Origin of the sequence: Pseudomonas fluorescens (assembly GCF_902498065.1) — a bacterium.
Lineage (GTDB): Bacteria > Pseudomonadota > Gammaproteobacteria > Pseudomonadales > Pseudomonadaceae > Aquipseudomonas > Aquipseudomonas fluorescens_BJ.
Genome location: NZ_CABVIR010000001.1, coordinates 1,843,595 through 1,865,519, shown reverse-complemented (window position 1 = coordinate 1,865,519; position 21,925 = coordinate 1,843,595). Strand labels below are relative to the sequence as shown.

Below are 21,925 nucleotides of genomic sequence, written 5' to 3'. Positions count from 1 at the left end.
AGGAAATCGGCACAGCCCTTGCTCTAGTGCTTTCACGACGCAGACGACTTCACCGCTTCAGCAAGGCGTCGTCGGGCGATGACAAACACAAGAGCCGGGAGGCCGAAATGTCGGTAAGTGAACCCTCTGATTTTCTGCGGGACGAGGTGTGGCGTGAACGCGTTTTCAATGGCGACTGGATACGCCCGTTAGGCGGAACCAATAGCGTACGCGAGCCAGCCACCGGCGAGGTGCTGACTGTCACCGGCCTGGCCGATGCGGCGGACATCGCGTTTGCCAGTCTCAACGCTGCCCGTGTCCAGCCGGCCTGGGCGGCATTGGGGCCGCGCGAGCGGGCGGAGATCTTTCGCAAAGCCGCAGCACTGGCCCAGCAACACTTTGCCGAGCTGGCGTTGTACATCGCTCGGGAAAGCGGCGGCAGTCTGTTCAAGGGTGAACATGAGGTCCGTGAGGCGATCGTCTTGCTGCATCAGGCGGCCGGTCTGCTGTCGCAACCCCATGGCCTGGTTCTTCCGAGCGAGGCGGGGCGCTTGTCCTATGCACGCCGGTTGCCCCATGGCGTGGTCGGGGTGATTTCTCCGTTCAACTTTCCTCTGGTGCTGTCCCTGCGCTCGGTGGCGCCCGCACTAGCGGCCGGCAACGCTGTGGTGCTCAAGCCTGATCCGCAGACCCCGGTCAGTGGTGGCTTCATCATTGCCCGGTTGTTCGAGGCAGCCGGTCTGCCCAAAGGTTTGCTGCAGGTTTTGCCGGGTGCAGCGGTGGCCGGTGAGGCGCTGTGCCGCGACCCGCATGTGCGGATGATCGCGTTCACCGGCTCTACCGCGGCGGGACGCAAGGTCGCGGAGGTGGCTGGGCGTCATCTGAAGAAAGTGGCCCTGGAGTTGGGCGGCAAGAACTCGCTGATCGTGCTCGAAGACGCCGATCTCGACCTGGCGGCCAGCAATGCCGCTTGGGGTGCCTGGCTGCACCAGGGGCAAATCTGCATGGCCACCGGACGTATCCTGGCCCATGAGTCGATCGCTGAAGAGCTGGTCCGCAGACTGGCAGAGAAAGCACGGACGATCACGGTCGGCAATGCCGCTCGCGGCGAGGCGGTACTGGGGCCTTTGATCAGCAAACGACAGTTGCAACGTGTGCATGAAATCGTCACGGACAGTTTAAGTGCCGGGGCAACACTGGAAGCCGGCGGCGAGTTTGAACAGCTCTTCTATCAACCTACGGTTCTTTCAGGCGTGCGCCCGGGCATGCGTGCGTTCGACGAGGAGATCTTCGGTCCGGTGGCCACGGTGGTGAGTTTTGCCAGTGACGAGGAGGCCATCGAGTTGGCCAATCGCACCGAGTATGGCTTGTCCGCGGCGATCATCTCGCCTTCGGTCGGGCGTGCCATGGCGATGGGTGAGCAACTCAATTGCGGTCTTCTGCACATCAACGATCAGACGGTGGCCGACGAATGCGTCAATCCATTCGGTGGGCGTGGCAGTTCGGGAAATGCCGGCAGCGTTGGTGGCCCGGCCGACTGGGACGAATACACCCAATGGCAATGGGTGACGGTCAAGGACACCGCGCCGCGCTACCCATTCTGACGGGAGCCGGCCTAAGCGAGTGGTTGGCCAACCGGGTGAATACACAAAAACAATAAGAGGACACAACATGAAACTCGACAACAAGATTGTACTGGTGACCGGGGTCTCCTCGGGTATCGGCGCCGCCACTGCAAGCCTGCTGCGCGGCCACGGTGCCCAAGTGATTGGCGTGGATCTGAAGGCCCCGCACATGACCCTGGACGGCTTTGTCCAGGGCGATCTGAGCAGTGCCGAGAGCATCGACCGGCTGTTGCCGCAGTTACCGGCACGGATCGATAGCCTGTGCAATATCGCCGGGGTCCCGGGCACCGCGAATCCGCAACTGCTGGCGCAGGTCAATTACCTGGGGTTGCGCCACCTGAGCAGCGCGCTACTGCCGCGCATCACGGCTGGCGGCAGCATCGTCAATATCGCCTCGATCCTCGGTGCCGAATGGCCGCAGCGCCTGGACCTGCACAAGGCGCTGGCGAGCATCGAAGATTTTGCCGCCGCGCAAACCTGGCTGGCCGAACACCCGGTACCGGACGAGACCTGCTACCAGTATTTCAAGGAAGCCTTGATCGTCTGGAACTACGTGCAGGCCCAGCCCTGGTTTCTCGAGCATTCGGTGCGCATGAACAGCGTGGCGCCAGGCCCGGTTTTCACGCCGATCCTCGGCGACTTCGTAAGCATGCTCGGTGAGGCCCGGACCCAGGCTGATGCCCATCGCATGAAACGCCCCGGTTATGCCGATGAGGTGGCGGCGGTGATCGCTTTCCTGTGTGCCGACGAGTCGCGCTGGATCAACGGCGTCAACCTGGCAGTCGATGGCGGGTTGGCCTCCACCTACATCTGAAACGGACACCCGTAGACAGCGGCGCAAGCCGCTACCCGAGCGTGTTGGCTGGCGCCATGCGTGCAAAGCCATGCAAAAAATAAAAATAATGAGGAGCGTCCATGGACAACGTTAAACGTTGCTTTCGTTTCAAGCATTGCGCCCTGGTTCTGGCGTTATGCAGCACAGGTGTGATGGTCGGAAGGGTCGAGGCCATGCAAATGGACCTCGGTGATTCCGACTGGAAACTGCGTTGGGACAACACCATCAAATACAGCCAGGCCTGGCGTCTACAGGGTCAGGACAGCCGTTTGGTCAACGCGCCGACCGCCAACGGCCTGTATCCCTCGATCCAGAGCCAGGGCGATAAAAATTTCAGTAGCGGTCTGGTCTCCAACCGTCTGGACCTGTTTTCCGAAATGGACCTCAGTCGGCAAAACTACGGGCTGCGTGTGAGTGGCGCGGCCTGGTACGACGATATCTACAACAAGGACACCGACAGCAGCGAGCAAACGCATTTCCTCAGTGAGACCCGTAAGCTCCATGGCCGCGACGGCGAAATCCTCGACGCCTTTGTGTTCCTGCGCGGTGACCTCGGTGAAGACTCCCAGGGCGTGGTGCGTCTGGGGCGGCACAGCCTGATCTACGGTGAAAGCCTGTTCTACGGCGGCAACGGGATTGCCAATGCCCAGGGCCCGACCGACGTGGTCAAGTTGCTTAGCGTGCCGGGGACCCAGTTCAAGGAGATCCTGCGTCCGGTCAATCAGATCTCCGGGCAGTTGCAGATCAATCCGCAGTTGTCGGTGGGCGCCTACTACCAGTTCGAGTGGGAGCGTTCCAATCTGCCCGGTGCCGGCAGCTACCTGAGCGATGCCGATGCCATCGGCTACGGCAGCGGTTCGCTGCGCGAGGTGTTTGGCAACGACACCGTGAATGGCGGCGATCTGAAACCGAAGAACTCGGGGCAGGGCGGTATGCAGATTCGTTTCAAACCGACCGGGACCGAACTGGAACTGGGTTTTTACGCCGCGCAGTATCACGACAAAACCCCGATTGGGCTGTACGCCTACCTTGACGGCGCCGCGGCGGCGGCCACCGGGTTGCCGATCCTGAGTTCTTATCGTCAGGTCTACGCCGAAGATATCAAGACTGCCGGCGTCAGCTTTTCCACTGCCTATGGCCCGTTCAACTTCGCCGGTGAAACCTCTGTGCGCTGGAATGCGCCGCTGGTGAGTAATCTGCAAGTGGTGACACCGGGCACGGATGCAGATGGCGGCGACAACTCGCTGTTTGCTCGGGGCAAAACCGCGCACGCCAACCTGTCGGCGATTTACCTGTTATCACCGACGGCTTTCTGGGACGGCGGCTCGGCACTGGCCGAACTGGCCTGGAACCGAACCCTGAGCGTCACCGAGAACGCCGCGGCGCTGGATTCCAACACGACCCGCGATGCGACGGCATTGCGCGTGTTGGTGGAGCCGGCGTACTTCCAGATTGTCGACGGGATCGACCTGACCGTGCCGATCGGCATGGGCGTGGTGCTCGATGGGAGCTCTTCGGCCGTTAACAAATCGGGCTTCGGCAATACCCATTCCGGCGACTGGAGTGTCGGGCTCAAGGCCACTTATCTACAGCGCTGGGATGTTGGCCTCAACTACGTGAACTTCTTCGGTGCGCCGAAAGCCGGGCTGCGCGAGGACGGGAATTTCAGCTACGGGCAGTCGCTGGCCGACCGCGACTTCGTCTCGCTCTACGTGAAAACCTCATTCTAATAAGGTGGATTCGCCATGCAGAACAAAGCATTTCTCAACACGTGCGTCCTCACCCTGGCCCTTGCCGGCATGAGCCTGACACAGGCAGCGGTGTCGCCCGAACAGGCGGCCCGTTTGAAGTCCGAACTGACACCCCTTGGCGGCGAGCGCGCCGGCAACGCCGATGGCAGCATCCCGGCCTGGGATGGCGGCTACACCAAGGTTGCGCCGGGTTACAAGGCGGGCGACAAACGTCCCGATCCATTCGCCGGCGAGAAACCGCTGTACTCGATCAAGGCCTCGAACATGGAGCAGTACGCCAGCGAGCTGGCCGAAGGTACCAAGGTTCTGTTGAAGAAATACCCGGACTACCGGCTGGACGTTTACCCCACCCATCGCTCGGCAGCAGCCCCGCAATGGGTCTATGACAACACCGCCAAGAATGCCCTCCGCGCCACGCTGGACGTTGAGACCGAGAAAGTCGCCAGCGCCTACGGCGGCATCCCGTTCCCGATTCCGGACAACGGCGCGCAAGTCCTGTGGAACTATCGGCTGTCCTGGCAGGGCGGCGATACCATCAGCTCGCCTTTCGACACTTGGCTGATGACGGCGGGCGGCAAGAAAGTCCAGGCGACCCGTGCCCAGTACACCTACCAGTTTCCCTACTACGTCGAAAACGGCAGCCCGGAGAATTTTTCCGGCAAATACCTGATTGGCAAACTGTTGACCGAACTGCCGTCGTCGAAGGCCGGCGAAGGCCTGATGACCCATTGGGACCTGGACCCGACCAACCGTGCGGCCTGGCAGTACCTGGTTGGCCAGCGTCGTGTGCGCCGGGCGCCGAACATCGCCTACGACACCCCGGACTTCGTCACCTCCGGGGTCGGTCTGTTCGACGAAGCGTTCATGCTGTTCGGACCGACCGATCGCTACGACCTCAAGCTGATGGGCAAGAAAGAACTGATCGTCGCCTACAACAACAACCGCGCCGGTCTTGCCAAGAGCGACGATTTGGTCAAACAGAACTTCCTCAATCCCGATCTGGTGCGCTGGGAGAAACATCGGGTCTGGGTGGTCGAGGCCACGCTTAAATCCGGCAAGCGCCATGTGGTGCCGCGCCGGACCTACTACGTCGACGAGGACTCCTGGCAGATCCTGATGGCCGACGGTTATGACGCGCAGGGCAAACTGGGGCGCCAGATGTATTCGCTGACGCTGTTGGCACCGGACCTGCCGGCGCTCACTGCACAGGTCATGTGGGGCAGTTACAACCTCGACACCGGCGCCTACTTCCTCAACTCCTCGAGCAATGATCTGGCGGTTCAGTACCAGAAAGTCGCGAAGCCTTCGGCCTCCTACTTCACGCCGGATGCCATGGCCAACGAAAACATGCGTTGAACCCTGGGTGGCCGTGGCGGGCGAAAAGCTCGTCACGGTCGCGAGCGATTTTCCAAGCGGGATAAAGACATGAACGTTGAAAAATGCTTTGCGAGTTTCGGCCGGCGATGGGGGGCCTTCGCCCTGACGTTGTGTCTGTTGGCGAGCACGTCCATTGCTGCGCAGGCCGCGACGTTCGCGGTGCTGCAGCAGCCGGCATTGCCGACCGCCAAGGTCCAGCGCTCGGTAATGCTCGGGTTGGCCCGGGCCGGGGAGCGCTTGGTGGCGGTCGGAGAGCGGGGCATCGTGCTGCTCTCGGACGATTCGGGAAATACCTGGCGCCAGGCCAGCGTACCGGTCAGCGTCAGCCTGACAGCGGTGCAATTCGTCGACGCGGAGCAGGGTTGGGCAGTGGGTCATCTAGGTGTCGTACTGCACAGCGAGGACGGCGGTGAAACCTGGCACAAACAGCTAGACGGTGAAAGTGCCGCCAGGCTGGCGCTGCAGGATGCGCAGCGCAATGCCGATCAACCGGGCGGTGCCAGCAACCTGGAACAGGCGCGGCATTTACTGAGCGACGGACCGGACAAGCCGTTTCTCGACCTGTACTTCAGTGACCGGTTACATGGCTACATCGTGGGTGCCTACAACCAGATCTACCGCACTGACGATGGCGGGCAAAACTGGCGACCGTGGATGCAGCATGTGGACAATCCACAGGGCCTGAACCTGTATGGCATTCGTGCGTCGGGCAATGACCTGCTGCTGGTGGGGGAGCGCGGTTTACTGTTGCGTTCGACCGATGCCGGGCATTCGTTCCAGGCCTTGAAATCACCTTATGAAGGCAGCTTTTTCGGTCTGCTCGGCACCCGTGGCGGTGCCTTGATTGCCTATGGCCTGCGCGGCAACGCCTGGTGGTCAGATGACCGTGGCGACAGCTGGCGGCGCCTCGACACCGGCGTCGAGTCAACGCTGGCGACAGCCATCGAACTGCGCGACGGCAGTCTGCTGATGGTCAGCCAGAGCGGTGAACTCTTGTTCAGCCACGACCAGGGTCGCAGCTTCAACAAACGTCAGAGCCGCAGCGGCGCAACGGTCGCCGCCGTGCAACAGGCGGTGGACGGCAGTTTGGCTAGCGTCGGTTTGAGCGGCGTGGCCGCTGACCAGGATCCGCGGGCATCCGGCCAACCTTGAAACTTCACGGTGCAGCGCTATCGGGCCGAGGCCCGTGCAACAGGAGTCAGACTTGAAAGACGACAAAACCCAAACCGTGATCGGCCGCCTGGAAGACTTTGACCAGGCGTCGGGCAACTTCGCCGAGCGGGCGATCTTCAACCATCGACCGCTGGTAATCCTGCTGTGTCTGCTGGTGACCCTGCTGCTTGGCTGGCAAGCCACGGGCATCGGCATCAACGCCAGTTATGAGAAGACCATTCCTACCGGTCACCCCTATGTCGCCAACTTCCTGGAAAATCGCAGCGAGCTCAGCGGCCTGGGCAACTCGCTGCGCATCGCCGTGGAGGTCAAGCAGGGCAGCATCTTCACCAAGGACTACCTCGACACCCTGGCCAGGCTCAACGACGAGCTCTATCTGCTGCCGGGCGTCGATCGGCCTTATATGAAGTCGTTATGGACCCCGACCACGCGCTGGACCGCAGTGACAGAGGAGGGCCTGGATGGCGGTACGGTGATCCCCGACGACTACGATGGTTCTGCCGCCAGTATCGAACAGGTGCGAACCAACGTCGCCCGCTCCGGCGAGGTCGGTCAATTGGTGGCCGGCAACTTCAAGTCCAGCGTGATCTTCGTGCCCCTGCTGGAAATCAGTCCGCAGACTGGCAAAGCCCTGGACTACGGCGAGTTTTCCCGGCAACTGGAAACCCTGCGGGACAAATACCAGACCGATGATGTGCAGATTCACATCACCGGTTTCACCAAGATCGTTGGTGATCTGATCGAGGGGTTGACCCAGGTACTGCTGTTTTTCGTGGTGGCAGTACTGGTGACCGTGGTGGTGCTCTATGGCTACACCCGTTGCGCGCGCAGTACCCTGGTGGTGGTGACGTGCTCGCTGGTGGCGGTGCTCTGGCAGCTCGGTCTGCTCGCCATCCTCGGTTATGAGCTGGACCCTTATTCGGCGCTGGTGCCGTTTCTGGTGTTCGCCATCGGCATGAGTCATGGCGCGCAAAAGATGAACGGCATCATGCAGGACGTCGGTCGCGGCACCCATCGGGTGGTGGCTGCGCGTTATACCTTTCGCCGATTGTTTGCCGCCGGCATGACCGCGTTGCTCTGCGATGCGGTGGGCTTCGCGGTGTTGCTGCTGATCAATATTCGGGTGATTCAGGACCTGGCGATCACCGCCAGCCTCGGCGTGGCGGTGCTGATCTTCACCAACCTGATTCTGCTGCCGATCCTGCTCAGCTACATCGGTGTCAGCCCGGCAGCGGCACAACGCAGCCTGAGTTCGGAAACCGCCGAGCTGCAGGCGCAGATCAAGCATCCGTTGTGGCGTTTTCTCGATCTGTTCACCCAGCGGCGCTGGGCCATTGGCGCCATGCTGGGCGGCCTGCTGCTGGCCGCGTTCGGTTTTGCCGTGAGCCTGCACCTGAAGATCGGCGATCTCGATCCCGGCGCGCCGGAGTTGCGGGCCGACTCGCGCTACAACCGCGACGCGCTGTTCATGACCCGCAACTACGCCGCCAGCTCGGATATTTTCGTGGTCATGATCAAAACTCCGGAGGATCAGTGCACGCGCTACGCCAGCCTGTCTGCGGTGGATGCGCTGGCCTGGCAGCTGGAGCAACTACCGGGTGTGGAGTCGACCACCTCCATGGCGGCGCTGAGCAAGATCGCCACGGTGGGTTACAACGAAGGTAACTTCAGATGGTATGAGCTGATCCCCAATGACGGCGCGTTGGGTGCGGTGCAGACCCGAGCGCCGCGAGAGCTCTTCAATCAGGGCTGCTCGATGCTGTCGCTGTACGTTTACCTGGCCGATCACAAGGCCGATACCCTGAACCGGGTAGTGGAGGCCAGCGAGAAATTTATCGCTGAGCATCAGGTGCCAGAGGTCAAGTTCATGTTGGCCGCCGGCAGTGCCGGGATCGAAGCCGCGACCAACATCGTGGTGAAAAAATCCATGAACGAGATGCTGTTCTGGGTTTACGGTGCGGTCAGCCTGTTATGCCTGCTGACCTTCCGCAGTTGGCGCGCCACCCTCTGTGCAATGCTGCCGCTGATGCTCACCTCGATTCTTTGCGAGGCGCTGATGGTGAGTCTGGGCATGGGAGTGAAAGTCGCGACACTGCCGGTGATCGCACTCGGCGTGGGCATCGGCGTTGACTACGCGCTCTATGTGTTGAGCGTGATCCTGGCTCGAATGCGTGCTGGCGATACCCTGGCCCAAGCGTATTACCAGTCGCTGCTGTTCACCGGCAAAGTGGTCTTGCTGACCGGCATGACACTGGCGGTCGCGGTGTCGACCTGGGCTTTATCACCGATCAAGTTCCAGGCGGACATGGGCATCCTGCTGGCCTTCATGTTCCTGGTGAACATGCTCGGCGCCTTGATCTTGCTGCCAGCATTGGCCTGGCTGCTGCTGCCGCAGAAGGTCTTCGCAAAAAAGCCTGAAACGAGGCTGCTTGCGCAGTTAATCAAGGAGAGCTGAAGGGCTCGGCAAGGAGGCACACCGCGACAACGCCCCGGGTAAGTCCAGGATATCGCCAATGGCATTCTGGTGGGGCATGCCATTGAGAGACCCGGCATCCGGTCTACCGTTTCGCTCACTACGCTCCGGGAGCGCAGAAACAGTCGCCTGGCGTTGAGTTGGGAAAAAATTCTGTTGGAAACTTTAGAAGAGCTTGTGACGGTTGGAGCCTGGAAGGAGGCCACTCTTTGGCTTGGTAGAGAGGGCGCGTGAGAGAGCATCACTTGAGCATCGCAGCGAAAATTCAGTGGATGGCGCACCGCTCGTTTCGCCCATTCTCCGAATGACGTGATGAGTTGTTCATGTGCGCTAATGGGAATTAGTTTTAATTGCGAATGGTTTTGTATAGCATGCGCGGGTCTTTATTGGCGTTTTTACCCTGTGCATTGGCCTATTCGTAAAGGTTTTCCTCTCCATGCGTCGAACCCTGTTTTCCATTTGTGTACTGCAAGCGTTGTCGTCTTCCTCATGGGCTGAACAAACGGATGTAGGCCCCTCAACGCTTGAGCTGGACGCAACCGATGTTGTCGGTACCGCGAATTACGAAAGGGCGGACGGGCCGGTTCAGGGTTATCGGGCAACGCGCTCGGCCAGCGCCACGCGTACCGACACGTCGATCCATGAAACCCCGCAATCGATCAGTGTGGTCTCGAAGGATGCGGTCGAGGATCTCGGAGCGACCCGTTTGCAGGAAGCACTGGACTACGCCGGGGGCGTGGGGCGGGCGAACAATTTCGGTGGGCAGGGCCTGACCACGTTTACCGTTCGTGGCTTCACCACTGGCGAGTTTTACCGCAACGGTTTTCCGATCAACCGCGGCTACCCGAACATGCCGGATGCCAACTCTATCGAGCGACTCGAAGTGCTGCGCGGCCCGGCAACCATGCTCTACGGTCGGGGTGATCCTGGCGGGACGTTCAACGTGGTTTCCAAGCAGCCGCTACCCGAGCGCACCGTCACCTTGGGCAGTCAATTGAACGATCAGGGCATGAAGCGCGGCACGCTGGACGCTTCCGGCCCGCTCGACGAAGAAGGCCGCCTGGCTTATCGACTGAACGTAGTGGGCGAGGGCGGCGACACCTTCCGCGATCACGTCGAAACCGAGCGCTACGGAATCACTCCTGTGCTGACGTGGCAGGCAACCGAAGCGACCAAGCTCATTTTCGAAGGCGATTTCATGCGCAACAACGCGCCTCTGGATCGTGGCGTTACGCGTTACGCCAAACAGATTGGCACCGCCTCCCGCGACAGCTTTTTCGGCGAAAAAGACGTTGGCAAATTGCACAACGACAACAACATGGCGCAATTGCGTTTCGAGCACATGCTCAATGACGACTGGACGCTGGGCGGCGGCTTCCAGTGGCTTGATGGTTCGCTCAAGGGCAACGCGGTCGAGGCCAACGGTATTGCCGATGACGGCCGCACCTTGGGGCGCAACTTTAACTATCGCAAGCTGGAGTGGACCGACAAGGACACCCAACTCAATTTGACCGGCCATTTCGATACCGCTGGTTTGCAGCACACTTTGCTCACCGGTATCGAGTACGAAGATTACGACTACAAGTCGATCATTCAACGCTCCAGCGGTGCTGTCAGCGCGTACCCGATCGACATCTTCGATCCAGTGTACGGCCAGCCGCGTCCGGCGCTGACTCGCACGCCGACTCATGACAAGGAAAACCTCAAGACGTATGCCGCGTTCGTGCAGGATCAGGTGGCACTGACCGACAAACTGAAAGTGCTGGCAGGGGCGCGTTTCGAACGTTTCGAACATGACTACGAAACCTACGTGCCGGGCGGCAAGAGCTGGCAGGCCAGTGACAACGCGGTGACCCCGCGCATTGGCGTGACCTACGACTTGACCGAGACATTAGCGGTCTACGCCGACACCGCGCGATCGTTCAAGCCCAACACCGGGGCAAGCCGTCTCGGCGGTGGGTTTGCGCCTGAGAAGGGCAAGTCTTACGAAATGGGTATCAAGTGGGAAGCACTGGATGAGCAGTTGAGTGTCGACGCGGCGATCTATCAGATCGAGAAGCGTAACGTTTTGACCACCGATCCCGTTGATTCGACCTTCAGCGTTGCTGCCGGTGAAGTGCGCAGCCGCGGTTTCGACGTCAACGTCGCCGGTAACCTTACCCCCGAATGGCGCGTGATCGGCGGCTACGCCTATGTTGATGCCGCGGTGACCAAAGATAACGTGCTGCGCTCTGGCACGCGCCTGCTGAACATCCCGAAAAACAGCTTCAGCCTTTTGAATATGTATGAGTTCCAGGACGGCACCCTCAAGGGACTTGGCTTGGGCACCGGACTCAAGTACGTCGACGAGCGCGCTGGGCAAACCGCCAACACCGCGTTTTCGATGGGCAGCTACACCGTCGTTGACTTGCTCAGCTTCTACAAGATCAATGACAAGGTGCGGCTCAATCTTGACGTGAAAAACCTGTTTGATCGCGATTACGAAGAAGGTGCGTTCGGCAACGTATACGCCTATCCGGGTGCGCCACGAACCGTGCAAGTCGGTATTTCCTACACCTTGTAGCGCGTCTTTGTGGCGCACGCTGAGCTTGCTCGATGAAGCTGGAAGCGAGGCGAAGTTTGCCAGCGCTGGTGGTCCTGCAAAGGCGGCATTTGCAGGCCTCAGTTATTTTCAATCAGCAGGCGAGAGGGGGGTGTAAATTGCGAGATAAATGCGGAAACGAGCTGTGGGTGGCATGTCAATAAAGCTGACGCCCGGAAACGACAAAGCCCTGAATAATCAGGGCTTTGTCGTATAAAGATGGCGGAGGCGATGTCGTTTATTTTGATGTTCATTGATGTTCTGTTTGGTGCATAAGACAAATTCAAAAACAGTCAGTTATGAAGATTTTTGTCTTTTGTGTTCCGTGTACTTTCCGCAGCGAATCAACGTCTCCCGGTCCGAGTGCTCACATCCACCCACACGGCCAACACTAGAATGCTGCCTTTGACGATCATCTGCCAGTAACTGTCGACGTCGAGCATGGACATGCCGTTATCCAGGCTGGTGATGACCAGCGCGCCGAGGAGGGCGCCATAGACCGTACCGGAGCCGCCGCGCATGGAGGTGCCGCCGATGAAGCAGGCGGCGATGGCGTCGAGTTCGCCCATGCTGCCGGCCGAGGGCGAACCAGCGGCCAGGCGTGCGGTGTTGACCACGCCGGCGAGGGCGCACATGACGCCCATGATCCCGAAAATCCAGAGCTTCACGGCTTGCACATTGATACCGGACAGGCGTGTCGCTTCCATGTTGCTGCCCACGGAATAGACGCGTCGGCCGAACACTGTCTGGCTGGTCACGTAGCTGAACCCGCCCAGTAGAACCAGCAGAAGCAGGACCGGCACGGGAATGCCGTCGTAGCTGTTGAGGGTCTGGACGAAGCCGGCCAGCACCGCGCCGATCAACAGCACGCGGACTACGTCACGCACCAGTGAGTGTGCCGCCAGGCCGTGAAGGGCGCGATTGCGCCGTTGTTTCCAGGTCAGGAATAACGTCAGTGCAAACAGCAGAACGCCCAGGCCCGTGCCGATCGAGTGCGGCAAATAACCCTGGCCGATATAGACGAGCTCCGGCGATACCGGGGCGATAGTCGTGCCGCCGGTAATCCCCAGCAAAATGCCCCTAAAAGCCAGCATGCCCCCCAGCCCGACGATGAAAGACGGAATGCGAAGGTAGGCGGCCATATAGCCGTTGGCGAGGCCGATCAACAGTCCGCACAGGGCGACAAGGCTCAGGTTCGCCAGCAACGGTATGTGGTAGATCACGTCGAGAATAGCCGCGACGCCACCGAGCAGGCCCAGCAATGAGCCGACTGATAAATCGATCTCGCCGCTGATGATGACCAGTACCATGCCGCAGGCGAGAATCCCGGTAATGGACATCTGGCGCAGCAGATTGGAGAGGTTGCGCGGTGTCAGGAATCCGCCCTCGGTCTGCCAGCTGAAGAACAGCCAGATGAACGCCACGGCAAACACCAGTGCGAGCATCTTGTAGCGGGTGAAGAGTTGTTTGACCTGATTCATTTACGCGGATTTCCGATCATTATTGTTATTGCCAGCAGGCTGGCTGAGTGCGGCGGCGAGCAACTGTTCCTGAGTGAGTCCGTGGTTGATGAAGTCGCCACGCAACTGGCCTTCGCCGATCACCAGTACGCGGTCGGAAACGCCTAGCACTTCGGCCAGCTCCGACGACACCATGATGATCGACACACCTTCGGCCGCCAGCGCTCCCATCAGCTTGTAGATCTCGTATTTGGCGCCGACATCCACACCTCGGGTGGGCTCATCGAGAATCAGCACCCGGGGTTTGGTCAGCAGCATCTTCGCCAAGACGGCTTTTTGTTGATTGCCGCCGGACAGACTGGTAATCGGCAGGAACGGGCTCGCGGTCTTGAGGTGCAGGCGCGAAATTTCCCGATCGATGCTGCCTAGTTCGGCTTCGGCATCGATGCGGGTCAGTTTCGAGTAACTGTCCAGCACGGCCAGGGTGATGTTCTGGCCGACGCCCAGGTCTGGAATGATGCCCTGGCGCTTGCGGTCCTCGGGCACCAGGCACAGGCCAGCACGGATTGACTTGAGCGGCGTGCGGGTGTCGATGAGTTGGCCTTCCAGCCAGACTTCGCCTTCGTGGCGGCCGGGGTAGGCGCCGAACAGCGCTGTCACCAGTTCGGTGCGGCCTGCACCGACCAGTCCGGCGATGCCGAGAATTTCCCCGCGCTTGAGGCTGAACGAAATATCGTCGACCCGTTTGCGCCTGGGGTTGTCGACGTCGTAGCAGGTGATGTGGCGAGCCTCGAAAATCACCTCGCCAATGTCGTGTGGCTCGGTGGGGTAGAGGTTGCTCATTTCCCGTCCGACCATCTGGGTGATGATCTGTGGAATATCCATGTCCGCCATGGCGGTCGTGGCGATGTGTTTGCCGTCGCGGATCACCGAAATGGTGTCGCACACGGCGGCCACTTCATCGAGCTTGTGGGAGATGTAGACACAGGCAACACCCTTGGCTTTGAGTTCGCGGATGATGTCCAGCAACACCTCGATTTCCGAACGGGTCAGGGCCGATGAAGGCTCGTCGAGGATCAACAGGCGGGCGTGCTTGTTCAGTGCCTTGGCGATTTCCACCAGTTGCTGATAGCCGCCGCCGTACTGCGAAACTGGCAGCGATACGTTCATGTCCGGCACTTTCAGTTCACGCATCAGGGCTTCGGCGCGGTGGATCATCGCCGGATAATTCATCCGCCCACCGGGCAGCGTCAGTTCATGGCCCATGAAAATGTTCTCGGCCACCGACAGGTCGGGAACCAGCGTCAGTTCCTGGTGAATGATGACGATACCGGCGGCTTCCGTTTCGCTGATCGATTGCGCCTTCAGGGGTTGACCGTCCCAGAGGATTTCACCGTCCCAGGTGCCATGGGGGTAGACCGCGGAAAGGATCTTCATCAGCGTGGATTTGCCTGCGCCGTTCTCGCCGCACAACCCGACGCACTCACCCGGCTTGACCTTGATGTCGATGCCATTGAGCGCTTTGACACCGCCGAAAGTTTTGACGATACCGTTCATTTGCAGCAGATAGTCGGACATGGCAGAGACTCATAAGCGGCAGATACGAGGCCGGTCCCGCAGGAGCAAGTTCGCTCCTGCAGGTGGCATTACGGGGCGACGATCACTGCCCGGCAATCTGCGCCTTGGTGTAAAACCCGTCTTGTTCCAGCAAGTCGATGTTGTCCTTGGTCAACGGAGTCGGAGTGAGCAGGATGGTGTCGACTTTTTTGCTGCCATTGTCGTACTGCGAGCTGTAGGCGGGTTTCTCGTTACGCGCCAGTTGCACCGAGAGCTTGGCGGCTTCGGAGGCGATGAGTTTGAGCGGTTTGTACACGGTCATGGTTTGCGTGCCGGCGATCACTCGCTTGACAGCTGCGAGGTCTGCGTCCTGCCCGGAAATCGGCACCTTGCCGGCCAGTTGCTGAGAGGCCAGTGCCTGGATGGCGCCGCCTGCCGTGGCGTCGTTGGAGGCGACGATACCGTCGATTTTGTTGTCGTTGCGGGTCAAGGCGTTTTCAACAATGCTCAGCGCTTCGGTAGGGTTCCATTCCTTTACCCATTGTTGGCCGACGATCTTGATATCGCCCTTGTCGATGGCCGGTTGCAGCACTTTCATCTGACCTTCACGCAGGACTTTTGCGTTGTTGTCAGTGGGCGCACCACCGAGCAGAAAGTAATTACCCTTGGGCGCTGCGTGCAGCACGCCGCTGGCCTGCATCTCGCCGACCTTCTCGTTATCGAAGGAAATGTAGGCGTCGATATCCGCGTTGAGTATCAGGCGGTCATAGGACACGACCTTGATGCCGGCTTTCTTCGCTTCGGCCACCGCATTGGTCAGCACCGTGGCGTTGAACGGCACGATGACGATGACATCGACGCCACGGGAAATGAGGTTTTCGATTTGCGAAATCTGCTTTTGCTCGTTGGCATCGGCAGACTGAACGAAGACCTTGGCGTCCATTTTCTCCGCCGCCGCAACGAAGTAATCGCGGTCACGCGACCAGCGTTCCAGCCGCAGATCATCAATGGAGAAGCCGATTTTCGGGTGGGCAGCATCGGCCATTACCGGTAGCGACAGCAGCGCCAGGGCGCTGGCCAATAGCGCGCGTTTTACATTCTTCATGGTGGTGCGTCCTTTTATTTTTGTTTGAAAGACACTGCCTGACGATGAGTCTCGGGCTGGTAGAACTGTAGAGAATCGGTAGACGCAGCGAACACAGATTTGTCGTGCGAATGTCACAGCGTTGTTGCGCCCGCAGACTCCGTTGGCGATCAGCGATAGATGAACCGGTTGACGACGTTTTCGAGCATTTCCTGCCTGCCGCTGACGGCCTGCGGATTCAGTTCGTTGGCGAAGGCATATTCGGCCAATGACTGGAGATTGAACTCACCCGTCAACACCGCCTGCCCGAACGGCTGCTGCCAGCCGGCGTAGCGTTGATCTTTGAGCTGCTGCAGCTGATCGTTCTGCACCATGGCGGCTGCCCGTTCCAGGGACAGGGCCAGGACGTCCATGGCGCCGACGTGACCATGGAACAGATCGATCTCATCGAGGCTCTGGCGGCGAACCTTGGAGTCGAAGTTGTACCCGCCATTCTTGAACCCGCCGGCCTTGAGAATTTCATAGGTGGCCAGGGTCATTTCTTCGACGCTGTTGGGGAATTGATCGGTGTCCCAGCCGTTTTGCGGATCACCGCGGTTGGCATCGATGCTGCCGAAAATACCCAGCGAGACGGCTGTTGCAATCTCGTGATGAAAGCTATGACCGGCCAGGGTCGCGTGGTTCGCTTCGATGTTGACCTTGATTTCCTTTTCCAGGCCGAACTGCTGAAGAAAGCCAAACACCGTGGCGCTGTCATAATCGTATTGGTGCTTGGTCGGCTCTTGCGGCTTGGGTTCGATCAGCAGGTCGCCTTTGAAACCGATCTTGTGCTTGTGCTCGACCACCATGCGCATGAAGCGACCCAGTTGTTCGCGTTCACGTTTCAAGTCGGTATTGAGCAGGGTTTCGTAGCCTTCGCGACCGCCCCACAACACGTAGTTGGAGCCTTTCAGGCGTTGGGTCGCGTTCATGGCGCTGAACACCTGGGCAGCGGCGAAGGCAAACACTTCGGGGTCCGGGTTGCTGGCGGCGCCGGCGGCAAAGCGCGGATTACTGAAGCAGTTGGCGGTGCCCCACAGCAGTTTGATCCCGCTTTCTTCCTGGTGTCGCTCCAGGTGATCAATCATTTGCGCGAAGTGGTTGCGATACTCCTTCAGCGAATTGCCCTCCGGGGCGACATCCGTGTCGTGGAAGCAGTAATAGTCGATGCCCAATTTGGAGAAGAACTCGAACGCGGCGTCGGCCTTGCCAATGGCAAGCTCCATCGGGTCGCCGGCGTGTTGCCACGGGCGCTTGAACGTTCCTGCGCCGAACACATCGGAACCCGGCCAGACGAAGGTGTGCCAATAGCAGGCGGCCATGCGCAGGTGTTCGCGCATGGGTTTGCCGAGGATGATTTTGTCGGCGTCGTAATGACGGAAGGCGAGGGGAGAATCGCTGGCAGGGCCTTCGTAGCGAATCTTGTCGACTTCGGGGAAGTACGGCATTGGCAATGTCCTTGTTGTTCTTGGCGGTGTCTCGATACTAGCAACGGCCCCATGCCTGCTGATTATGAAAATCACCAACGCGGGGTGCGATTTTGCGTATTGAGATTCATCGTCTGCGCGCCTAGTCTGTGCAAACCGCCTCCGTGAGAAGGGGCCCCGGAACAAGCATAAAAACAATGAAAACAGTACCGCCTGTTCACCGCATCGCACTGTTGTTCAACGGGAGCAAGATCTATGACCGGGGCATCATCAGCGGTATCGGCAACTACCTGAGCAGCACCCGCGCGTCCTGGGACCTGTTCCTGGAAGAGGATTTTCTCTGCCGGTTGAAAGGGATCGAGCGCTGGCAAGGTGACGGGATCATTGCCGACTTCGACGATCCGCTGATTGGCGAGGCGCTGGCCGACATCAAGTTGCCGGTGGTGGCAGTGGGTGGTTCCTATCAGGATGAGCGCGCCTATCCGAAAGGAATTCCTTACGTCGCCACCGACAATAACGCACTGATCACCCTGGCTTACGAACACTTGATCGAGGCGGGGCTGCAGCGTTTTGCCTGCTTCAGCCTGCCTGAAGCGCAGGCCAATCGTTGGGCCCAGGAACGGGAAAAATCCTTTCGACGACTGATGCAACGTGACGGCTTGCACGCTGAGGTCTATCGCGGCATGGGCACCAGCGCACCGCTCTGGGACAGCGCCGTCGAACAACTGATCGCCTGGCTGCAAAGCTTGCCCAAGCCCATCGGTATCATCGCCGTCAGTGACGCCCGCGCCCGGCAGTTGCTGCAAGCCTGCTTGACCGCCGGGATCGCCGTACCCGAGCAGGTGGCATTGATCGGTATCGACAACGACCCCCTGACACGCAGCCTGACCCGGGTCCCCCTGAGTTCTGTTATCCAGGGCACCGAAACCATGGGCCGCACCGCCGCGCAGTTACTTCACCAGATGCTGCACGGCATGCCGTCCACGGGCACGCACATCCTGATTCCGCCTGATGCGATCAACGTGCAGGTGTCGAGTTTGCACCAACCTTTGGGCAACCCCTACGTCATGCAAGCGCTGTTGTTTATCCGCCAATATGCCTGCCAGGGCATCAAGACGGCGCAGGTAGCGGCGTATGTCGGCGTGTCGCGCTCATCGCTGGAGTCGCACTTTCGCACCGTGCGCGGCTGCAGCGTGCACGACGAGATTCTGCGTTTCAAATTGGCGGCGGCCACCAGCGGGCTGGAAAATACTGACACCGCGATTGCGGACGTTGCCCGCAGTTGCGGCTTCAAATCCGCACAATATCTGCACACGGTGTTCCGTCGCGAGTTTGGATGTACGCCTCGTGAATATCAGCAGGGTGCCAGGTAGTCGGTCAAATGCGGTCGTTCTGACGTTCCTGGGAAAACCGACAAGGAGAAAGGGTCAATGGACTTCGTAATCGATTTGATAGCTCATCGCATGGGCGTTTTTGTGCTGGGCTTGCTCAGTGGCGGCCGTTTCAAGGGAGACAGTGGTTTTGCCTGGGGCTGGGCAGTTGTCGTCGGGGGGCTGATTCTGCTTTCTCCATTCGCAGCTTTCATAGCCTTGCTCATCTATACCAGTGGCATTAAATGATTGCGGGAGATTGCGGAGGGCGTTGCGGAAATAGCCGAAAAGATGCGGAAACGTCCACGGAGCGGGCGACCCCAATGCACAAACCCCAGAAACGAAAAAGCCCTGACTAATCAGGGCTCTAACGTATTCAAGATGGCGGAGGCGATGGGATTCGAACTCATGGACCTGTTACAGTCGACGGTTTTCAAGACCGATATTCAAAGCCTGTGAAACCGTGGCTAGTAGCCGACTTTCGTTACGATACCTTTATTTTTCAACATCTCTACAGCCCGCATTCTACAAGGGGCGAAGTTTGAGTTTTGTAACGGTTTTTCGGGCTATTTCGAGGGCTTGGCGATGGCGCCAATTCGTCGATAGACGCGCTCGGTGATGTCCCCTTTGGTGTGCCCCAAGAGCAGGCTCGCATCACCAATATCGAGGATTTCCGACGCCGCTTTCGGTCTGATGTCTCTGAACTGGAAGCCTCCGATTTTCTCCGCCAGCTGAACATCGCCTTTTTCATCAGCTTCTTTCTTGGCCCTTTCTCTGGCGTCGTCCCATCGATCGCGAAGCATCTTCGCGGTCATCCGCTTGCCGCGTGCGCTCACGATCAAATAGCTGCAAATGTGCTGAGCATTGCGCTCGGCCATTTTCCCGATCAACAGGCCCAGGCTGTTTGGCTCATCACCGTCAGTCATCTGGATACGCAGCTTTTTGTGTGTCTTGTTTTGCTGAACTCCCAAGTAATTTCCCTCGACGTCGTCCTTTCTCATAACCAGAACATCTGCCGGTCGCTGCCCGGTCAGATAGGCCAAGTCCATCGCGTCTTTCAGCTCTTGAGCTGCCTTCATGTAAACAGCATCCCAAACCACATCATTCGCGTAATAGTCCCTCGGCGTTTCCTTGTTTTTGCGCACGCCCTGGCAGGGATTCTCTTTGGTCGTCAGTCCCCATTCCCGAGCAATGTTGAACACGTGGGAGAGGGTGGCGATCTCGCGATTCGCGCGAACCTTGGCGGTCCGCGCGTCGCGGTACCCGGCGATAGTTGCTGGGGTGATTGAGTCGATAGGAGCGCTGTCGAACATCGGCCGAAGCTGCTTGATTTCCGCCAAATTATCCTTCTGCGTCCTCGCCGCTTTCTTCGATACGATGTCGCGGATGTATCGGTCGAAGATGCCCTTCATGGTGCGCAGATCGAGGGGCTTCTCCTTCGCCTCCAAATCCGCCCATTTGATCCTGGCCAAGTCCAAATCCCTGCCCAGCGGGATCGCCTTGCCTGTCATGTCCAGGTAGTAATAGGCGATCCACACCTTTCCGCTCTTCCTTTTTCGTGTCCACTGATACATCCGGGGAGGTAAATGGCGTGTTTCGGTCTTGCGGGGGCGCATATCAGTTCACCTGCGAATAGTCTGGCGTCCATGCCGGTGTTGCCGGCGGCGGGTTCGGATCGGCAATCGTAGGGCTGATCATGCCCAGCTTCATGCGGGCGTACATGCGGCCCACCAGCGGGCGCTTGCCGCGGCTTTCGACGAACACCCATTGGCGATCAATTAGCCAGCGTCGCTGGTAGGCCCGAGCCTTGTAGCCAGTGAGTTCGGCCAGTTCCTCGTCGGAGAGGATTTCTGTTTCCATTGTGATGCTCCATGTCGCGCGTGGCGGCAGAAGGTGGTTGATATTGGGTGGTTGCGCTTGGGCTACAGTTGATCGATGCGCAACTGATGCGGAGTATTCGGATGTTCAATAAGTATCCCGAGCAAAAGCAAATCCGGACGGTACTGGGGGCGCTCGGTGCCGCACTCCTGACGCTGGGAATATTTCTGGTCGTCATCGATGCGGTTGGTGGGTTTATTTTCGTCGTCGCGGGAGACGGCCTTGTCATGCTGGCGTGGGTGGCGAGTGAGCGAACATTCGAGAGAGTGCTGCGAGTGCTGAACTGGTTATGATGGAGGTTTTTAACCTGGACGGGGTTTATATGTGGAAGGTCAAGCTATTAACTACTATCAGATATTTGAATTTCAATGTTCCTTCTGGTAGTTATGAGTTTATGCCGGGCGTTAATCTAGTTGTTGGAGCTAAAAATGTATCGGACTATATTGGTTCAGATTTTAGGCGCTACGCGGGGGAAATAGAATACTCTCACTTTCAAGCAGCAAGTAACATAGTGGTTGGTGAGTTTGATCATGCTGCTTGGGGGGATGATTCGCCTGCTTCAGAGGTTCTTTTTTGTTGGTTGGTGTGGATTGAGTGGATTCTGCAAGATTCGTGGCTTGTCTATGATAGTTGTATTCATAGTGAAATTGCTTTCGCAAAAAAAAGTGAAAAAGGCAAAGTGGTAGAATGGTCGAATAATAACTTGGCATCACATGCGAGCAACTCTTATGGTGGGCGGCTAACTGTCAAAACTATTAATTTAAATGATCTGGAGCAGTGGATTGAAAGGAGTTTAAAGCTTAGAACTTATATTCATGATCGTGGCGTAACGATTGCAACCCCCGTCATATCAAAGAGTTATACTCGTTTTGCTAGATTCATAAATTTTGTTCAGCTGGCACGTAGAACCTCGCACCCCGCGATGAAAATAGCTCAGATGTGTAGCGCTCTAGAGAGCTTGTTTTCTACTGATACTTCCGAACTGACTCATAGGCTGTCCGAACGTGTGTCGATGTTCCTGGGCGGTGACGGCGAAGCGATGGAGAAGAGCTATCAGATGATGAAAAAATGTTATGCGGTACGATCTCAAATAACACACGGATCTCATATTAAAGATAGTGTCGCTGAACAGGTACCTGACATGAGCTTAGATATGATGGTTATGTTGCGAGAGATCGCGTTAAAGATTATTGATAGTCCAGAGTTGTCCAAGCTTTTTGATGGTGAGAACGACGGTATTGAAGCGTATTTCAGGAAGCTCTTGTTCGGTATAGCCAGGACGTAGTGAGCAGGGTTTTCCTTTATTTATGGCTAGC

17 protein-coding genes are annotated in these 21,925 nt (G+C 58.5%); 11 read left to right on the top strand and 6 right to left on the bottom strand.

The window, feature by feature from the left end; translation table 11 throughout:
• The first annotated feature begins 107 nt into the window (after window positions 1-107).
• From F8N43_RS08775 to F8N43_RS08740, 7 genes are all read left to right on the top strand, one after another.
• Window positions 108-1,583: a benzaldehyde dehydrogenase gene (locus F8N43_RS08775; RefSeq protein WP_150639492.1), complete on the top strand. Its 1,476-nt coding sequence runs from the start codon at window positions 108-110 to the stop codon at window positions 1,581-1,583.
• A gap of 67 nt (window positions 1,584-1,650) precedes the next feature.
• On the top strand, window positions 1,651-2,418 hold the full coding sequence (locus F8N43_RS08770; protein ID WP_150653623.1) for a coniferyl-alcohol dehydrogenase: 768 nt from the start codon (window positions 1,651-1,653) through the stop codon (window positions 2,416-2,418).
• A 101-nt stretch (window positions 2,419-2,519) separates the two neighbouring features.
• Window positions 2,520-4,169: a DUF1302 domain-containing protein gene (locus F8N43_RS08765; protein ID WP_150653622.1), complete on the top strand. Its 1,650-nt coding sequence runs from the start codon at window positions 2,520-2,522 to the stop codon at window positions 4,167-4,169.
• 15 nt (window positions 4,170-4,184) lie between these two features.
• The gene (locus F8N43_RS08760; RefSeq protein WP_150653621.1) at window positions 4,185-5,546 is read left to right on the top strand and encodes a DUF1329 domain-containing protein; all 1,362 of its coding nucleotides are present in this window, start codon (window positions 4,185-4,187) and stop codon (window positions 5,544-5,546) included.
• 69 nt (window positions 5,547-5,615) lie between these two features.
• A complete protein-coding gene (locus F8N43_RS08755) occupies window positions 5,616-6,719 on the top strand; it encodes a WD40/YVTN/BNR-like repeat-containing protein (RefSeq protein ID WP_150632597.1) in 1,104 nt (367 codons plus the stop codon).
• A gap of 52 nt (window positions 6,720-6,771) precedes the next feature.
• On the top strand, window positions 6,772-9,195 hold the full coding sequence (locus tag F8N43_RS08750) for an efflux RND transporter permease subunit (protein ID WP_150639490.1): 2,424 nt from the start codon (window positions 6,772-6,774) through the stop codon (window positions 9,193-9,195).
• A gap of 454 nt (window positions 9,196-9,649) precedes the next feature.
• Window positions 9,650-11,776 (top strand): TonB-dependent siderophore receptor, encoded by a 2,127-nt coding sequence (locus F8N43_RS08740; protein WP_150653620.1) that lies wholly within the window; start codon window positions 9,650-9,652, stop codon window positions 11,774-11,776.
• 362 nt (window positions 11,777-12,138) lie between these two features.
• Here F8N43_RS08740 and F8N43_RS08735 read toward each other — a convergent pair whose 3' ends face one another.
• The 4 genes from F8N43_RS08735 to xylA form a co-directional block, all read right to left on the bottom strand.
• Window positions 12,139-13,275, bottom strand: coding sequence for a sugar ABC transporter permease (locus F8N43_RS08735; protein WP_150632594.1), 1,137 nt, complete (start codon window positions 13,273-13,275; stop codon window positions 12,139-12,141).
• Window positions 13,276-14,832, bottom strand: a complete 1,557-nt coding sequence (gene xylG / locus F8N43_RS08730) for a D-xylose ABC transporter ATP-binding protein (protein ID WP_150632593.1) — start codon at window positions 14,830-14,832, stop codon at window positions 13,276-13,278.
• Between the two features lie 82 nt (window positions 14,833-14,914).
• Window positions 14,915-15,916, bottom strand: coding sequence for a D-xylose ABC transporter substrate-binding protein (gene xylF / locus F8N43_RS08725; protein WP_123366393.1), 1,002 nt, complete (start codon window positions 15,914-15,916; stop codon window positions 14,915-14,917).
• Window positions 15,917-16,065: 149 nt separating this feature from the next.
• Window positions 16,066-17,382: a xylose isomerase gene (gene xylA, locus F8N43_RS08720; RefSeq protein ID WP_150653619.1), complete on the bottom strand. Its 1,317-nt coding sequence runs from the start codon at window positions 17,380-17,382 to the stop codon at window positions 16,066-16,068.
• Window positions 17,383-17,558: 176 nt separating this feature from the next.
• On the opposite strand from xylA, the gene F8N43_RS08715 reads away from it, so the two are divergent.
• Together F8N43_RS08715 and F8N43_RS08710 are read left to right on the top strand one after the other, a co-directional pair.
• Window positions 17,559-18,734: a XylR family transcriptional regulator gene (locus F8N43_RS08715; protein ID WP_150639486.1), complete on the top strand. Its 1,176-nt coding sequence runs from the start codon at window positions 17,559-17,561 to the stop codon at window positions 18,732-18,734.
• 57 nt (window positions 18,735-18,791) lie between these two features.
• Complete coding sequence (locus tag F8N43_RS08710; protein ID WP_150632590.1) at window positions 18,792-18,980, top strand: hypothetical protein; 189 nt, start codon at window positions 18,792-18,794, stop codon at window positions 18,978-18,980.
• Between the two features lie 317 nt (window positions 18,981-19,297).
• Here the strand turns inward: F8N43_RS08710 and F8N43_RS08705 are convergent, their stop codons facing one another.
• Together F8N43_RS08705 and F8N43_RS08700 are read right to left on the bottom strand one after the other, a co-directional pair.
• Window positions 19,298-20,347, bottom strand: a complete 1,050-nt coding sequence (locus F8N43_RS08705) for a tyrosine-type recombinase/integrase (RefSeq protein WP_150653618.1) — start codon at window positions 20,345-20,347, stop codon at window positions 19,298-19,300.
• Between the two features lies 1 nt (window position 20,348).
• Complete coding sequence (locus tag F8N43_RS08700) at window positions 20,349-20,591, bottom strand: DUF4224 domain-containing protein (protein WP_150653617.1); 243 nt, start codon at window positions 20,589-20,591, stop codon at window positions 20,349-20,351.
• A gap of 101 nt (window positions 20,592-20,692) precedes the next feature.
• Between F8N43_RS08700 and F8N43_RS08695 the strand changes: the two genes are divergently transcribed.
• Window positions 20,693-20,902, top strand: a complete 210-nt coding sequence (locus tag F8N43_RS08695; protein ID WP_150653616.1) for a hypothetical protein — start codon at window positions 20,693-20,695, stop codon at window positions 20,900-20,902.
• A gap of 29 nt (window positions 20,903-20,931) precedes the next feature.
• Window positions 20,932-21,894 carry a HEPN domain-containing protein gene (locus F8N43_RS08690; protein ID WP_150653615.1) on the top strand — a complete coding sequence of 321 codons (963 nt, stop codon included), beginning with the start codon at window positions 20,932-20,934 and terminating at the stop codon, window positions 21,892-21,894.
• Window positions 21,895-21,925 lie beyond the last annotated feature (31 nt).

Excerpts from the sequence above, each read along its gene's own strand:
- F8N43_RS08700 (WP_150653617.1), bottom strand. The coding sequence starts at position 20,591 with ATGGAAACAGAAATCCTCTCCGACGAGGAACTGGCCGAACTCACTGGC.
- F8N43_RS08770 (WP_150653623.1), top strand. The coding sequence starts at position 1,651 with ATGAAACTCGACAACAAGATTGTACTGGTGACCGGGGTCTCCTCGGGT.
- F8N43_RS08695 (WP_150653616.1), top strand. The coding sequence starts at position 20,693 with ATGTTCAATAAGTATCCCGAGCAAAAGCAAATCCGGACGGTACTGGGG.
- F8N43_RS08760 (WP_150653621.1), top strand. The coding sequence starts at position 4,185 with ATGCAGAACAAAGCATTTCTCAACACGTGCGTCCTCACCCTGGCCCTT.
- F8N43_RS08705 (WP_150653618.1), bottom strand. The coding sequence starts at position 20,347 with ATGCGCCCCCGCAAGACCGAAACACGCCATTTACCTCCCCGGATGTAT.
- xylF (WP_123366393.1), bottom strand. The coding sequence starts at position 15,916 with ATGAAGAATGTAAAACGCGCGCTATTGGCCAGCGCCCTGGCGCTGCTG.
- xylA (WP_150653619.1), bottom strand. The coding sequence starts at position 17,382 with ATGCCGTACTTCCCCGAAGTCGACAAGATTCGCTACGAAGGCCCTGCC.
- F8N43_RS08755 (WP_150632597.1), top strand. The coding sequence starts at position 5,616 with ATGAACGTTGAAAAATGCTTTGCGAGTTTCGGCCGGCGATGGGGGGCC.
- xylG (WP_150632593.1), bottom strand. The coding sequence starts at position 14,832 with ATGTCCGACTATCTGCTGCAAATGAACGGTATCGTCAAAACTTTCGGC.
- F8N43_RS08765 (WP_150653622.1), top strand. The coding sequence starts at position 2,520 with ATGGACAACGTTAAACGTTGCTTTCGTTTCAAGCATTGCGCCCTGGTT.
- F8N43_RS08690 (WP_150653615.1), top strand. The coding sequence starts at position 20,932 with ATGTGGAAGGTCAAGCTATTAACTACTATCAGATATTTGAATTTCAAT.
- F8N43_RS08775 (WP_150639492.1), top strand. The coding sequence starts at position 108 with ATGTCGGTAAGTGAACCCTCTGATTTTCTGCGGGACGAGGTGTGGCGT.
- F8N43_RS08710 (WP_150632590.1), top strand. The coding sequence starts at position 18,792 with ATGGACTTCGTAATCGATTTGATAGCTCATCGCATGGGCGTTTTTGTG.
- F8N43_RS08735 (WP_150632594.1), bottom strand. The coding sequence starts at position 13,275 with ATGAATCAGGTCAAACAACTCTTCACCCGCTACAAGATGCTCGCACTG.
- F8N43_RS08715 (WP_150639486.1), top strand. The coding sequence starts at position 17,559 with ATGAAAACAGTACCGCCTGTTCACCGCATCGCACTGTTGTTCAACGGG.
- F8N43_RS08740 (WP_150653620.1), top strand. The coding sequence starts at position 9,650 with ATGCGTCGAACCCTGTTTTCCATTTGTGTACTGCAAGCGTTGTCGTCT.